This is a genomic window from Enterobacter quasimori (assembly GCF_018597345.1).
GTDB classification, from domain to species: Bacteria; Pseudomonadota; Gammaproteobacteria; order Enterobacterales; family Enterobacteriaceae; genus Enterobacter; species Enterobacter mori.
This window is the reverse complement of the sequence record NZ_JAHEVU010000001.1, coordinates 19937-33410: the sequence shown is the minus strand read 5'-3', so window position 1 is coordinate 33410 and position 13474 is coordinate 19937. Positions and strand designations below refer to the sequence as shown.

The 13474-nt window shown below is 57.7% G+C and carries 14 protein-coding genes and 1 pseudogene; 4 read left to right on the top strand and 11 right to left on the bottom strand.

Annotation, left to right across the window (positions count from 1 at the left end):
- Nucleotides 1–9: 9 nt before the first annotated feature.
- From KK102_RS00155 to nasR, 4 genes are all read right to left on the bottom strand, one after another.
- The gene (locus tag KK102_RS00155) at nucleotides 10–798 is read right to left on the bottom strand and encodes an ABC transporter ATP-binding protein (protein WP_042715167.1); all 789 of its coding nucleotides are present in this window, start codon (nucleotides 796–798) and stop codon (nucleotides 10–12) included.
- 9 nt (nucleotides 799–807) lie between these two features.
- Nucleotides 808–1686: a nitrate ABC transporter permease gene (gene ntrB / locus KK102_RS00150; protein ID WP_126545971.1), complete on the bottom strand. Its 879-nt coding sequence runs from the start codon at nucleotides 1684–1686 to the stop codon at nucleotides 808–810.
- A gap of 2 nt (nucleotides 1687–1688) precedes the next feature.
- The gene (locus KK102_RS00145) at nucleotides 1689–2936 is read right to left on the bottom strand and encodes a CmpA/NrtA family ABC transporter substrate-binding protein (RefSeq protein WP_216356656.1); all 1248 of its coding nucleotides are present in this window, start codon (nucleotides 2934–2936) and stop codon (nucleotides 1689–1691) included.
- Between the two features lie 227 nt (nucleotides 2937–3163).
- Complete coding sequence (gene nasR, locus KK102_RS00140) at nucleotides 3164–4348, bottom strand: nitrate regulatory protein NasR (RefSeq protein WP_216356655.1); 1185 nt, start codon at nucleotides 4346–4348, stop codon at nucleotides 3164–3166.
- Nucleotides 4349–4421: 73 nt separating this feature from the next.
- Here nasR and KK102_RS00135 point away from each other — a divergent pair, with 73 nt between their 5' ends.
- The 3 genes from KK102_RS00135 to KK102_RS00125 all read left to right on the top strand — a co-directional run bounded on the left by KK102_RS00135 (nucleotide 4422) and on the right by KK102_RS00125 (nucleotide 7100).
- Nucleotides 4422–4775 (top strand): DsrE/DsrF/TusD sulfur relay family protein, encoded by a 354-nt coding sequence (locus KK102_RS00135; protein WP_216356654.1) that lies wholly within the window; start codon nucleotides 4422–4424, stop codon nucleotides 4773–4775.
- A gap of 106 nt (nucleotides 4776–4881) precedes the next feature.
- Nucleotides 4882–6666, top strand: coding sequence for a methyl-accepting chemotaxis protein (locus KK102_RS00130; RefSeq protein WP_216356653.1), 1785 nt, complete (start codon nucleotides 4882–4884; stop codon nucleotides 6664–6666).
- A gap of 194 nt (nucleotides 6667–6860) precedes the next feature.
- Complete coding sequence (locus KK102_RS00125; protein ID WP_010432930.1) at nucleotides 6861–7100, top strand: DUF1883 domain-containing protein; 240 nt, start codon at nucleotides 6861–6863, stop codon at nucleotides 7098–7100.
- 30 nt (nucleotides 7101–7130) lie between these two features.
- Here KK102_RS00125 and KK102_RS00120 read toward each other — a convergent pair whose 3' ends face one another.
- Nucleotides 7131–7826 (bottom strand): gamma-glutamylcyclotransferase, encoded by a 696-nt coding sequence (locus tag KK102_RS00120; protein WP_216356652.1) that lies wholly within the window; start codon nucleotides 7824–7826, stop codon nucleotides 7131–7133.
- Nucleotides 7827–8003: 177 nt separating this feature from the next.
- Nucleotides 8004–8234, bottom strand: a complete 231-nt coding sequence (gene chaB / locus KK102_RS00115; RefSeq protein WP_032680829.1) for a putative cation transport regulator ChaB — start codon at nucleotides 8232–8234, stop codon at nucleotides 8004–8006.
- 270 nt (nucleotides 8235–8504) lie between these two features.
- Between chaB and chaA the strand changes: the two genes are divergently transcribed.
- Nucleotides 8505–9605 (top strand): sodium-potassium/proton antiporter ChaA, encoded by a 1101-nt coding sequence (gene chaA, locus KK102_RS00110; RefSeq protein WP_023312122.1) that lies wholly within the window; start codon nucleotides 8505–8507, stop codon nucleotides 9603–9605.
- A gap of 94 nt (nucleotides 9606–9699) precedes the next feature.
- Here the strand turns inward: chaA and kdsA are convergent, their stop codons facing one another.
- The 5 genes and pseudogenes from kdsA to prfA form a co-directional block, all read right to left on the bottom strand.
- A complete protein-coding gene (gene kdsA, locus KK102_RS00105) occupies nucleotides 9700–10554 on the bottom strand; it encodes a 3-deoxy-8-phosphooctulonate synthase (RefSeq protein WP_126545965.1) in 855 nt (284 codons plus the stop codon).
- A gap of 36 nt (nucleotides 10555–10590) precedes the next feature.
- Nucleotides 10591–11400: an invasion regulator SirB1 gene (sirB1, locus tag KK102_RS00100; protein ID WP_089599489.1), complete on the bottom strand. Its 810-nt coding sequence runs from the start codon at nucleotides 11398–11400 to the stop codon at nucleotides 10591–10593.
- Nucleotides 11401–11414: 14 nt separating this feature from the next.
- Nucleotides 11415–11558: pseudogene (locus KK102_RS22155) on the bottom strand (SirB2 family protein); the annotation flags it as partial.
- Nucleotides 11534–12364, bottom strand: coding sequence for a peptide chain release factor N(5)-glutamine methyltransferase (gene prmC / locus KK102_RS00095; protein WP_216356651.1), 831 nt, complete (start codon nucleotides 12362–12364; stop codon nucleotides 11534–11536). The pseudogene KK102_RS22155 and the gene prmC, both read right to left, overlap by 25 nt.
- On the bottom strand, nucleotides 12364–13446 hold the full coding sequence (gene prfA, locus KK102_RS00090) for a peptide chain release factor 1 (RefSeq protein ID WP_049005087.1): 1083 nt from the start codon (nucleotides 13444–13446) through the stop codon (nucleotides 12364–12366). The genes prmC and prfA overlap by 1 nt, the downstream gene beginning before the upstream one ends.
- Nucleotides 13447–13474 lie beyond the last annotated feature (28 nt).

Here is a 13474-nt window from a genome sequence, read left to right as displayed (position 1 = left end):
GCCCCCTCGCTACGCCGCTTTCGGCTGCTTTTCATAGAGGAAATGCAGGATCTGCTGGCGCATGTGGTGATAGCGGCTGTCGTCCGCCAGCTGCACCCGGTTACGCGGGCGCGGCAGGTCAACGCGCAGGATTTCTCCCACGGTGGCCGCCGGGCCGTTGGTCATCATCAGCACGCGATCGGAAAGCAGCACCGCCTCGTCCACGTCGTGGGTAATGAGCACGATGGTGGTGTTCAGCGCCTGCTGGATCTGCATCACCGAGTCCTGCAGGTGGGCGCGCGTCAGCGCATCGAGCGCCCCGAAGGGTTCATCCATCAGCAGCACTTTCGGCTTCATCGCCAGCGCGCGGGCAATGCCGACGCGCTGCTTCATGCCACCGGAGATCTCCCCCGGGCGCTTGTGCAGCGCGTGCCCCATCTGCACGCGGTCGAGGTTGTGCTCAATCCACTCTTTGCGCTCGGCCTTGCTCATGGTGCGACGGAAAACCTGATCCACCGCCAGCGCCACGTTGTCGAAACAGGTCAGCCACGGCAGCAGGGAGTGGTTCTGAAACACCACCGCGCGCTCGGGCCCTGGCCCGGCAATTTCACGGTTGTCGCAAATCAGCCCCCCTTCCGTCGGCAGCGTAATCCCGGCGATGAGGTTCAGCAGCGTCGATTTGCCGCAGCCGGAATGGCCGATCAGACTGACGGTTTCGCCCTCGTGGATATCAAAAGAGACGTTTTGCAGCGCCAGAAACTCGCCGCTGGCGGTGGAAAAACGCTGGCTCACGGCCTGGACCTGAATTAATGGTTTCATGTTTGCTCCTTATTTTTCCTGCCAGCTAAAGCGGCGGGCGATCAGCATCAGCCCCTGCTCCAGCAGCAACCCGACCACGCCAATGATGACGATGGCGATGAGGATGTTTTCGACGTTGAGGTTGTTCCACTCGTTCCAGATCCAGAAGCCGATGCCCAGCCCCCCGGTCAGCATCTCGGCGGCAACAATCACCAGCCAGGCGATGCCAATGGAGAGGCGCACCCCGGTCAGTACCGCAGGCAGCACGGCCGGAAAGAGGATGCGGCGCATGACGGTCCACTCGGAGAGCTGCAGCACGCGGGCAACGTTAAGGTAGTCCTGCGGAATGCGGCGCACGCCCTCGGCGGTGTTGATCACCATCGGCCAGATAGAGCAGATAAAAATGGTCCAGCTCGACGCGGGCTCTGCTTTTTGAAACAGCAGCAGGCCGATGGGCAGCCAGGCCAGCGGGCTAACCGGACGCAGAAGCGCAATCAGCGGGTTGAACATGCGCGAGAAAAAGCTGAAGCGGCCAATCAAAAAGCCCAGCGGAATACCCGCCACCGCCGCGAGGCCAAAGCCGATGGCGACGCGCTGCAATGAGGCCAGCACGTTCCAGCCGATGCCCATATCGTTTGGCCCGTCGCGGTAGAACGGATCGGCAAACAGGGTAATGGCCGAATCCAGGGTGCTCAGCGGCGTCGGGAAGCCTTTGCTGTTGATGGCCGCCAGCTGCCAGAGCACCACCAGCAGCCCCAGCCCCAGCATTGCCGGAATGATGCGCTGGAGAAGGTCGTTAATCCGACGCGCAAATGCCGGGGTGCGACGGCGAACCTGCACGGGCGGCAGAGGGATGACTTCCCCACTCGCGGGTATCTCTTGTGATGTCGTCTTTTGCAGATGCTGCATAATCAGGCCCCTTTACGATGAATGGCGAAGCGGTTGGCGTATCCTTCCGGGTCGGTACCGTTCCAGACGGTGCCGTCCATCAATGTGCTGTTGCGTAGCGGTGATGCCGGTGCGGTAATGCCCCCCACCGCGGTGGCGGCATCCTGCCAGGTTGCGGTCTGGTTGATCCGTTGCGCAATGCCCGCGTAGTCCGGCGCGGCCTTGAGCAAGCCCCAGCGTCGGAACTGGGTTAAGAACCACATGCCGTCAGAGAGATACGGGTAGCTGACCGCCCCCTCGTTGAAGAAGCGGATCGGGTGCGCGTCCTGCCAGCGCTGGCCCAGACCGCTGTCGTACTCGCCGAGCATGCGTCCGGTGAGGTACTGCTCTTTGCAGTTGAGCCAGGCGCGTCGGGAGAGGATCCGCGCGGTCTCGCGTTTGTTTTCCGGGGAGGCGTCGATCCAGCGCGCGGCCTCCATCACGGCGCTCACCAGCGCCCGGGCGGTATGCGGATTCCTCTCTACCCAGTCACGGCGAGTGCCGAGGATTTTTTCAGGATGGTCGGCCCAGATGGACTGCGACGTGGCGGCGGTGAAGCCGATGCGGTCGTTAATCGCCCGCGCGTTCCACGGCTCGCCGACGCAAAAGCCCACCATGTTGCCAATGCGCATGTTCATCACCATCTGCGGCGGCGGCACCACCACGGTCCGGATATCGTCGAAGGGGTTAATGCCCGCGCTGGCCAGCCAGTAGTAGAGCCACATGGCGTGCGTCCCGGTCGGGAAGGTGTGCGCGAAGGTGTAGGTACCAGGCGCCTGCTGCCCAATCAGCTTTTTGAGCCCGTCGAGATCGTGAACGCCCTTCTCCGCCAGATCGCTGGAGAGCGTGATGGCCTGACCGTTCTGGTTGAGGGTCATCAGGTTCGCCATCTGCTGCGGCTTGCCGGCGATGCCCAGCTCCAGCCCATACAGCAGGCCGTAGAGAATGTGCGCGGCATCCAGCTCGCCCGCCACCAGCTTGTCGCGCACCGCCGCCCAGCTCGCCTCTTTGGTGGGCACGATGGTAATGCCGTATTTTTTATCAAACCCTTTCAGCGCCGCGATAACCACCGGAGCACAGTCGGTCAGCGGGATAAACCCAATGCGCACCGTCTCCTGCTCCGGTTTATCCGAGCCTGCCGCCCACGCGGCCTGCATGACACCCGGTAACAGCATTGCGCCACTCGCCAGCATGCTGGCCTGCAAAAACCGCCGTCTCGACAAATCCGCCATGACCACTCCTGAAAAAAAGCCAAAAAAAAGCGCCCGCCGTGCCGGAGCACTGCTGGACGCCTTTATCCCGAAGACGCATGCACCGCCGTTGGCACATCGTCAAAAATGGTTAAACAGATAATGCAAAGTGAATGCCAGGTTTTCAGGCCCTGCTTTCGGGGCGTTAACCTGCTCGCTGTCGCGTTAGCGCACCTCAATCAGGCATTAAATGCCCACTGATTGTGCAACTACTCCTTTGGTGTTAGCTGCCACAGATTCTTCACTGTGAGCAGTGCGCGCGCGATATCGACCATGCGCTGGTTCTTGTCCATCGCCATTTTGCGCAGCGCCGTCCACGCCTGTTCCTCACTCATGCTTTGATGCGTCATCAGCACGCTTTTGGCTTTATCAATGGTCTTACGCTCCTCCAGCGTATCGCGGAGTGATGCCAGCTGGCGGGAGAGCTGGTCTATCTCTCGCGCCTGCTGGCGAACCAGCTGCAGCAAGGGTTTATCCGGGAAAAGCGCAAGAGGATCGTCATGCTCTTCGCCACCCATCGTGGCTTCACCGGACGCATGAATCGCGTCATCCACCGCCACCATCAGATCGGCAATCACCATTTCTTCAAGCGTGCGCAGATGTTCAAGACGCGAGGTTTGCAGGGCAAACCAGTTCAGCGCGGTATTGCCATCGTCAGCGGCGGGCTGACGGGTGCAGGCGACGCGCCGGAGCTGCTCTGTTTCTCGATCGGGCTGGCAGCTCTGGGCAAAGGTGTTCTGCACCTCAGCGTGGCTGTGGGATAAAAAGATCTCAAAGCAGGCCTGCTGCCCGTCAATCCTGTCTACCAGTCGCTGGCGGGTTTCATCAGTGAAAAACCCCTGCGTAAAGCCTATCGCCCCGAGCGCCCGCTCTTGCCCCACCAGTTCTTTGCCCTGCATCAGGCTATAAAGGGCGACAAAACGGCCTGCGATTTGCGGATCGTCAATGCTGTCATTAAGTTGCGGTACGATACTGAGCAGATGACGAAGCATCCGGCAGTAATGGTCCATTGCCTGAGGTGCCGTTATGCTTTGGGTGTCTATCCCGTCACGCAGCAAAGGCAGCGTTTCCAGGCTGAGCAACGCACAGGCGATGCGCTCACAAACGCCGCTCCCCGTGACCGGGAATTGTGCTTTCAGCATGGCCTGCAGCGCAGTGAGGTTTTCATCCACCAGCCCGCGACTGGCTTTGCATTCGGGGGCATACAGCTTACCCTGAGAGCAGAGCCAGACGTTGGATGCCCCGCGCTCGCACTGGAGCATATGCACAAGGCGGCTGATGCCGTTAACCAGCACGCCCAACGCAGCCAGCCTGCCGAGCTGCTCCCGACGAAGTAATGTCGCGCGCTGGAACCACTCGGTTGCCGCGGGTGAACTGCCCGCCATTAATGTCATGCTTACTCTCCCGGGTAGCGAATCTCCCGGAGAGTTAAGCAATATTCGTGCCTTTCAAACAACAGGAGTCAACATGCAGAAGATTGTGATCGTCGCCAACGGTGCGGCCTACGGCAGCGAATCCCTTTTCAACAGCCTGCGACTGGCGATAGCGCTGCGCGAGAAAGAGAGCGCACTTGAGCTGCGCCTTTTTTTGATGTCGGACGCCGTCACCGCAGGACTCAAGGGACAAAAACCCGCCGAGGGCTACAACATCCAGCAGATGCTGGAGATCCTGACCGCGCAAAATGTGCCGGTCAAACTCTGTAAGACCTGCACCGACGGCCGCGGTATCACCGGACTGCCGCTGATTGATGGCGTCGGGATTGGGACGCTGGTTGAGCTGGCCGAGTGGACCCTGACCGCTGATAAAGTATTAACTTTTTAATAATAAACCCGTAAAAATATTATTTTCTTATGGACGCGGTTTCAGCATCAAGTTTACCTGCGCGGCTGCCGATAGGCATGGAAACAACACAGCAGGTATTTCACTTATGTTCAGATCCATTCGTGCCCGTATTATTGCCGCGACGACAGGTTGCCTGATCGTCGCCCTTCTTCTCAATACCGTCATTAATTTCCAGGTTACGCGCCAGGATAACCAGCAGTCGCAGCGGGATATTCTGACCAGCACCAGCGCCAGCCATAACATGGCGATTGCGGACTGGGTTAAAAGCAAAATGACGGTGATAGCCTCCGCGCAGACCGTTGCGCTGAATGACGATCCGGTTCCGGTATTCAAACAGCTTGCGCAGGCGGGTGGCTTCACCAACGTCTATGTCGGCTACGCCAGCAAAACGGCAAAGTTCTCCGACCCGGCGGGCGTCCCGGCAGATTATGACCCCACGATCCGTCCCTGGTATCAGCAGGTGGTGAGTACTGACGGCCCGGTCGTGACCGCCCCGTACGTGGACGCGGGCACCGGGAAACTGGTGGTGACCTTTGCGGTGCCGGTGAATGAGAACGGTGCGCTGAAAGCGGTTGTGGCGGGCGACGTGGCGATGGACAGCGTGGTGGCTAACGTACGTGGTATTCACCCGACGCCTGCCAGCAGCGGGTTACTCCTTGATAGCGATGGCACGGTGATTGCCGCCAGCGATCCGGCGCTCACGCTCAAGCCATTCGCTGAAACCATCAAAGGGACCGATTTTGCGGCACTGAAAAGCGGTAGCCTGGTTGAGGGGTCGTTCAACGGCAGCGAAAAAACCTTCGTGGCAACCGCCGTGCCGGGCACGCACTGGATGCTGGCCGTGGCGCTCGATAACAACGATGCTACCTCCGGCATGCGCTCGCTGCTGAAAGCCTCTGCGCTGTCGCTGGTGATCCTCGCCTTGCTGAGCGGCGCGATTGTTCATTTCCTGATAGCCCGCCTGTTGAAGCGGTTGTCCGATATTCGCGACGCCATGCATAACATCGCTAACGGCACCAATGACCTGTCGCAGCGCCTGCCGGACAGCGGTGATGACGAAGTGGCGCAAATTGCCCAGGCGTTCAACGCGTTTAGCGATAAGCTCTCGGTCGTGATGGTCCAGCTGCGCGACGCCAGCGCCTCGGTGAAAAATGCGGCGCAGGAAATCGCAGCCGGTAACCAGGATCTCTCCGGGCGCACTGAGCAAGCGGCGTCAAGCCTTCGCGAAACCGCCAGCGCCGTCGAAGAGATCACCGCCTCCGTCACCCAGTCAAATGAATCTGCGGCTGAAGCGAACGAGCAGGCAAGCAAAGCCTCTGCTGCGGCGTCGCGCGGGGGAGAAGTGGTTTCTCAGGCTATCAGCACCATGCAGTCGATTGAGGTGGCGTCGGCGAAGATTGGCGATATCACCAGCGTCATCGACGGCATTGCCTTCCAGACCAACATTCTGGCGCTGAACGCCTCGGTCGAAGCGGCGCGCGCGGGCGAACAAGGCCGCGGCTTCGCGGTGGTGGCAGGAGAAGTACGTAACCTGGCCAGCCGCAGCGCTCAGGCGGCAAAAGAGATCAAATCCCTTATCGATTCCACAACCGACAGCGTGGCAACGGGTTCGCGCTACGTGCATCTGGCCGGAGAAAGCATGGATGAGATCCGCTCCAGCATCGGTAGCGTCTCGGGGATTATGCGTGAGATCTCGATTGCCACCAGCGAGCAGATGAAAGGCATTCACGAGATCAACCACGCGGTAACGCATCTGGACAGAATGGTGCAGCAGAACGCCGAGCTGGTGGTGCAGTCTGCCGCAGCGGCCAGCGCGCTGCAGAGTCAGGCGGGCGACCTTGCTGAAACCGCCGGTCATTTCCGCATTTAATTTCCTTCTGGCGCGGGTTAACCGGGTAAAACACGCGCCAGCTGAATGCTTTCAGGCATTTTGTCATTTTTGTTTAAACGTTATGCCATTTTTTGATCAAAATCATCGTCCTTCCCCCTCCCCTTTGGTGTTATGCAATGAGTAAATTGTGAACATTATCACGCTCGGGACGGGCAAAATCGACGGGGTAAAAAATGGCACTGGTGAAGACAAGTTTGAAACTGTTTGGCGGGGATACGGTTGTGGTGCGTTGCTCAGAACGCTGCCGCATTCATCTGATGAGTTCAAAAGCGCAGAAGCAATCGCAGGCGGATATTCTGACGGTGCAGGATGACAAGGCGTGGCTGACCGTGCCTTATACCGGCACCTGGGATGTGTTGATTGACAGCCACAGCCAGTCGCTGGAGCATTCGGTCAGCTACGTTGCCGCATAAAACGAACGCCCGGTTTAGCCGGGCGTTTTTTCAGGCAAAACCCGGACGTAGCGGGTTGTTAAGCAGGTTCCCTTCCAGCAGCGCTTTCACCTTCATGACCAGCTCATTCAAACATTCGTCCTGCATGCCCAGACGCGTCAGTTCCTGATCGAGTGAAAACAGATATTGCGCGTTGGTACCCAGCGGCCCGCTGGCCGCGGCAATCAAGGGTGCGATCACCTGCGTACGGGTATCCGCTTCATACAGCGGGTGGCGCGGATCCATAATAAATACCAGCGCATTGACGGTGCGTCCGTCATCCAGCTCCAGCTTGCACCAGCTCGGCATGTAGCAGCCGGTGATCATCTCGCGCTTCCAGAGAAGCATCAGCTCCTCTTCCAGCGTGGCGTCCGGCAGGCGGTAAGCCACACCCGTGGTGCGCCCGCCCTCTTTCAGTGCAAGCATGCGCCCAGGCTGGCACGCGCTGCCGCGTCCGGCGGTCAGTCGCAGGCAAAACGCGCGATGCCAGCCAGGCAGCGTTCCCGTTGCCGATTCAACAAATTCCAGAGCCGGGTTCCACATCAGAGAACCGTAGCCAAAAATCCATACCGGGCCATCATCCGGGCGGCAGGCAAGCGTAGCAGCAAGTGACGCCGCACGTTGTTCAGCTGACCAGAGAAGCGATTCCTCAATAGCACCAAATGCCGTCTTACAATCTGCCTTCATTAAGAAATCACGCGTTAACACATTACACCTCCGCCACTGCATGCTTCCTTGCGACATCTGTAATTCGCCTTCCCGACATTTTGTGCTGGTCATTTTGCCAGCAGTGAGTTAACGATAAGCAATTCACGGGCCAGTTGCAATACAGCGGAAGTTGAACCGCCTGAAAAGTCAAAATAAAGGCAGCTTATTATTTTGCGGCTATTTCTTTTTGTGCCATTTATCATCGTCGCCTTTCTCGTATTCATGTTTTACGGCGGCCCAGGCGACCTTGTGCGCGGTCTCTTCACGGCTGGCATCATCCCTGCGGTCCTCTTTATCTTTGTATTGATCCCAGGCGCTGTTAAAGGCTTCTTTGTAGATATCCTGCGCGTGGGCAGGGAGGACGTGCTGCACGCTATCGGGTAATTCGCGTTTCGTTTTGTATGGCATCGAAAACCTCTCTTTTTGCTAAAGAGATAAGTGTGGTTGAGGATGCCGCCGCCTGCCAGGTTGATTTAATTTATGCTTAAGTAAAAAACCTAATACACTGTAATAAAGTACTATTTTATCGATAATTACTCTTTATAGGCATAATAATAAATATAAACATCAAACCGTAAAATTAAGTAAAACTTAAACGGTATTTATCAGATATCTGTTAGTTTAATGCCCTCAAAAATCTATCTATAATTACAAGCACCTGCATTGATGGAGAAGCACATGACAGCAACACACGAGGCGGTAAAGACCCGCCACAAGGAGACGTCACTCATTTTCCCGGTTCTGGCACTGGCTGTGCTGCTCTTCTGGGGAAGCAGTCAGTCACTGCCAGTGGTGGTTGGTATCAATATTCTTGCGCTGGTCGGCATCTTAACCAGCGCCTTTAGCGTGGTTCGTCATGCGGACGTATTAGCCCACCGTCTGGGTGAGCCCTACGGCTCGTTAATTCTCAGCCTTTCCGTTGTGATTCTCGAAGTCAGCCTGATTTCCGCGCTCATGGCGACCGGCGATGCCGCGCCGACGCTGATGCGCGACACGCTCTATTCCATCATTATGATTGTGACGGGCGGCCTCGTGGGCTTCTCTCTGCTGCTGGGCGGCCGCAAGTTCGCGACCCAGTATATGAACCTGTTTGGCATTAAACAGTATCTGATCGCCCTCTTCCCGCTGGCCATTATCGTGCTGGTGTTCCCGATGGCGCTGCCGGGTGCGAATTTCTCTACCGGTCAGGCGCTGCTGGTCGCACTGATTTCCGCCGCTATGTACGGCGTGTTCCTGCTGATTCAGACCAAAACGCACCAGAGCCTGTTCGTGTACGAGCACGAAGATGACGGCGACGATGATGACCCGCATCACGGCAAGCCGTCGGCCCACAGCAGCGCGTGGCACACCGTTTGGCTGATCGTGCATCTGATTGCGGTGATTGCCGTCACCAAGATGAACGCCAACCCGCTGGAAACGCTGTTAACCGAGCTGAACGCGCCGGTGGCGTTTACCGGCTTCCTGGTGGCGCTGCTGATCCTGTCGCCTGAAGGGCTGGGCGCGCTGAAAGCGGTGTTGAATAATCAGGTGCAGCGCGCAATGAACCTGTTCTTCGGCTCCGTACTGGCGACGATTTCACTTACCGTTCCGGTGGTGACGCTGATTGCCTTTATGACGGGTAACGAACTGCAGTTTGCGCTGGGCGCGCCGGAGATGATTGTGATGGTGGCCTCGTTGCTGCTGTGCCAGATTTCTTTCTCCACCGGACGTACCAACGTGCTTAACGGGGCGGCGCATATGGCGCTGTTTATTGCGTACTTAATGACGATTTTTGCGTAAGATTGATCCGGTGCGGCCTGATGCCCTCACCCCAACCCTCTCCCACAGGGAGAGGGAGAAAACATAAAAAAACCCGCCGAAGCGGGTTTTTTTATTATTTGCTGGTATCCAGCTCGTCGAAGCTTTTCACCAGGTCGTCAATCGCTTTGATCTGTTTCAGGAACGGCTCCAGCTTATCCAGCGGCAGCGCGGATGGACCGTCGCATTTAGCGTTATCCGGATCCGGGTGCGCTTCAATGAACAGGCCTGCCAGACCGGTGGCCATACCGGCGCGCGCCAGCTCGGTCACCTGCGCACGACGACCGCCAGAGGCGGCGCCAAACGGGTCGCGGCACTGCAGAGCGTGCGTCACGTCGAAAATCACCGGAGACTGACCGGAGACGTTCTTCATCACGCTAAAGCCCAGCATGTCCACTACCAGGTTGTCGTAACCGAAGTTTGCGCCACGGTCACACAGGATCACCTTGTCGTTACCGCCTTCGATGAACTTATCGACGATGTTACCCATCTGCCCAGGGCTCACGAACTGCGGTTTCTTCACGTTGATGACAGCACCGGTTTTCGCCATCGCCGCAACCAGGTCGGTCTGGCGCGCCAGGAATGCCGGAAGCTGAATCACGTCCACCACATCGGCCACAGGCTGCGCCTGAGAGGCTTCATGCACGTCGGTGATCACTTTCACGCCAAAGGTCTGCTTCAGCTCCTGGAAAATCTTCATCCCTTCTTCCAGACCCGGGCCACGGTAAGAGTTGATGGAGGAGCGGTTGGCTTTATCAAAAGAGGCCTTAAACACGTACGGGATGCCCAGCTTCTGGGTCACGGTCACGTAGTGCTCGCAGATACGCATGGCGAGATCGCGGGATTCCAGCACGTTCATGCCGCCAAACAGCACGAACGGCAGGTCGTTTGCTACCTTGATATCACCAATGCTAACCACTTTTTGTTTCATAGGATCGCCTTATTCAGGTGTGAATCGGAATTAAGATTAATGCAGTGTAATTTGTTTGTGCGAGATCGCGTTGATCTGCGCACGAATCATTTCGCTAATCGGGTCTTCCGGACATTGCTCGACGAAATAATTCAAATCACTTAGCGCCACATGCTCGCAATCAAGCTGCGCATAAATCAGGCCGCGGTCGCGAATTTCGTACGGATCTTCCGGATTGAACTGCAGCAGCACTTCGCTGGCACGCAGCGCCAGCTCCATCTGACGCTCTTCCATTAGCGCAGACTTCAGCGTATCCAGCAGCTTGCGGATTACTTCGGCGTTATCCGCCTCGTCGAGATCTTCGTTGAAAAGCTCGGCCACCGGGCTAATATTGCCTTTCAGCCACACGTCCAGCGTGTGTTCATCCAGCGTGTCGCCGTTGAAGGGATTAATGAGCCACATTTCGCCGTCCAGCCACTCTGCACGCAGTATCATCTGCGTCGGGAAAATGACCGGCACCAGCGGAATATCCAGACGATGGGCGACCCACAGCAAAATGGATCCCAGCGCGACGGCGCTGCCCTGACGATTCTTCAAGACCTGGTCCAGCCATAATGCGTCTGACAGGCGATAAACGCCACGCGTGTCGCAGAAACCCCATTCGCCGTAGAAAAGCTCAAGCAGCTTCTCTAATTGCCAGTCCTGCGGACGCGCCTGACTGATCTCCTCCCGTGCCAGGCTGACCAGATTCTCCAGCTCCGCGTGGACGTACTGCGACGTAAAATCATCGCGAATCATTTCAGAAATCAGGATCATGCCTTCACACAGCGGCACTTTGTTAAATTCGAAATCGGCTAAGGACCTCATGACTTACCCCAGTAACGACTGCGCGTACAATGACGTCCAGACGCGATAAAACTCAAAACGATGTAGATGATAACGCCAAACCACTTTTCAGTCAGCCATGCGCCTTTATCAGTTAATGGCAGATAGCGGTGATTCATACCCACTGTCCCAGCGTCAGACGTTCATTGCCGCCGTAATCGCGGCAGGTTGCCACTGCGCGATAACCCGCATTGGTGAACAGCGCGCGCACCGCGTTCCCTTGCGTCCAGCCATGTTCCACCAGCAGCCAGCCACCGGAAAGCAAATGTTGTCGTGACGTTGTCACAATGTGATCAAGATCGGCTAAGCCTTCATTGGCCGCGACCAGCGCAGTCAGTGGTTCGAAACGAACATCGCCCTGCGCAAGGTGCGGGTCGTGTTCGTCGATGTAAGGCGGGTTGCTGACAATCAGCGCAAACAAGCGATTCTCCAGCGCGCTAAACCAGCTGCTTTGCAGTACCGTCACGTTGCTAAGCCCAAGACGTTCCACGTTACGCTGCGCCAGCGTCACCGCGTCGGGCATCACATCCACCGCCGTTACCGTGCAGTCGGGCCGCTCGGCGGCGAGCGCCAGCGCGATAGCGCCCGTGCCGGTGCCGAGATCGAGAATGCTACAGGCCGCTGTGGGTAAACGCGCCAACGCTTGCTCCACCAGACACTCGGTGTCAGGACGTGGGATCAGCGTTGCCGCCGAGACGTACAGCGGTAACGACCAGAACTCACGTTCGCCGACAAGGTGCGCCACCGGCTCGCCCGTCTTACGGCGGGCAAGCAGCGCGGCGAGCTGCGCTTCCTGCTCGGCGGTCAGCAGCGTTTCACTAAAAGCCAGCAGGTACGTGCGGGCTTTGCCCGTCACATGCTCAAGCAAAATTTCGGCATCGCGTTTCGGGCTTTCGCTTTCGGAAAGCTCACTGACCGCCTCACCTAACCAGCGCTGAAAATCCATTATTCCTGCTCGGACAGCGCCGCCAGCTGGTCGGCCTGGTATTCCTGCACGATAGGCTCAATCAGCATATCCAGCTTGCCTTCCATCACCTCGTCCAGACGGTACAGCGTCAGGTTGATGCGGTGGTCGGTTACGCGGCCCTGCGGGAAGTTATAGGTGCGGTTACGGTCGCTGCGATCGCCGCTTCCCAGCAGGTTACGGCGCGTAGACGCTTCCGCCTGCTGGCGTTTCGCCATTTCGGCCGCGTGGATACGCGCGCCCAGCACGGACAGCGCTTTGGCTTTGTTTTTATGCTGGGAACGTTCGTCCTGACACTCCACCACAATACCCGTTGGCAGGTGAGTAATACGGATCGCGGAGTCGGTGGTGTTAACGTGCTGACCACCCGCGCCAGAGGAGCGGAACGTATCAATACGCAGATCCGCCGGGTTGATGTCCGGCAGTTCGGCTTCCGGCAGCTCCGGCATCACCGCAACCGTACAGGCTGAGGTGTGAATGCGTCCCTGAGATTCTGTCGCAGGCACGCGCTGCACGCGGTGACCGCCGGATTCAAACTTAAGACGACCGTACACGCCGTCACCGCTGATCTTGGCGATAACTTCTTTAAAGCCACCATGTTCGCCTTCGTTGGCGCTCATGATCTCCACGCGCCAGCGACGCGACTCGGCGTAGCGGCTGTACATGCGGAACAAGTCACCAGCAAACAGCGCGGCTTCGTCACCGCCGGTCCCGGCGCGAACTTCCACGAACGCGTTACGCTCGTCGTCCGGATCTTTTGGCAGCAGAAGCACCTGAAGCTGTTGCTCCATCTCTTCAGAACGCGCTTTTGCGTCCTGCAGCTCTTCCTGCGCCATCTCGCGCATCTCAGGATCGTCGAGCATCATCTGCGCGGTTTCGATATCTTCCTGAACCTGTCGCCAGTCGGTAAAGCATTTAGACACATCACTCAACTGCGCATATTCACGCGACAGTGCGCGAAAACGTTCCTGGTCTGCGATGGTCCCGGCATCGCCGAGCAGCGCCTGTACTTCCTCATGGCGCTCATGCAGAGCTTCCAGTTTAGCGACGATAGAAGGCTTCATAGGCGTAAGTGCACCTTGTAATAGAAAA

What these genes read in the sequence shown, in the direction of transcription:
- ntrB (WP_126545971.1), bottom strand. Translation starts at nt 1,686, where the DNA reads ATGCAGCATCTGCAAAAGACGACATCACAAGAGATACCCGCGAGTGGG.
- KK102_RS00130 (WP_216356653.1), top strand. Translation starts at nt 4,882, where the DNA reads ATGTTCAGATCCATTCGTGCCCGTATTATTGCCGCGACGACAGGTTGC.
- chaA (WP_023312122.1), top strand. Translation starts at nt 8,505, where the DNA reads ATGACAGCAACACACGAGGCGGTAAAGACCCGCCACAAGGAGACGTCA.
- sirB1 (WP_089599489.1), bottom strand. Translation starts at nt 11,400, where the DNA reads ATGAGGTCCTTAGCCGATTTCGAATTTAACAAAGTGCCGCTGTGTGAA.
- nasR (WP_216356655.1), bottom strand. Translation starts at nt 4,348, where the DNA reads ATGACATTAATGGCGGGCAGTTCACCCGCGGCAACCGAGTGGTTCCAG.
- KK102_RS00135 (WP_216356654.1), top strand. Translation starts at nt 4,422, where the DNA reads ATGCAGAAGATTGTGATCGTCGCCAACGGTGCGGCCTACGGCAGCGAA.
- prfA (WP_049005087.1), bottom strand. Translation starts at nt 13,446, where the DNA reads ATGAAGCCTTCTATCGTCGCTAAACTGGAAGCTCTGCATGAGCGCCAT.
- kdsA (WP_126545965.1), bottom strand. Translation starts at nt 10,554, where the DNA reads ATGAAACAAAAAGTGGTTAGCATTGGTGATATCAAGGTAGCAAACGAC.
- prmC (WP_216356651.1), bottom strand. Translation starts at nt 12,364, where the DNA reads ATGGATTTTCAGCGCTGGTTAGGTGAGGCGGTCAGTGAGCTTTCCGAA.
- KK102_RS00125 (WP_010432930.1), top strand. Translation starts at nt 6,861, where the DNA reads ATGGCACTGGTGAAGACAAGTTTGAAACTGTTTGGCGGGGATACGGTT.
- chaB (WP_032680829.1), bottom strand. Translation starts at nt 8,234, where the DNA reads ATGCCATACAAAACGAAACGCGAATTACCCGATAGCGTGCAGCACGTC.
- KK102_RS00145 (WP_216356656.1), bottom strand. Translation starts at nt 2,936, where the DNA reads ATGGCGGATTTGTCGAGACGGCGGTTTTTGCAGGCCAGCATGCTGGCG.
- KK102_RS00155 (WP_042715167.1), bottom strand. Translation starts at nt 798, where the DNA reads ATGAAACCATTAATTCAGGTCCAGGCCGTGAGCCAGCGTTTTTCCACC.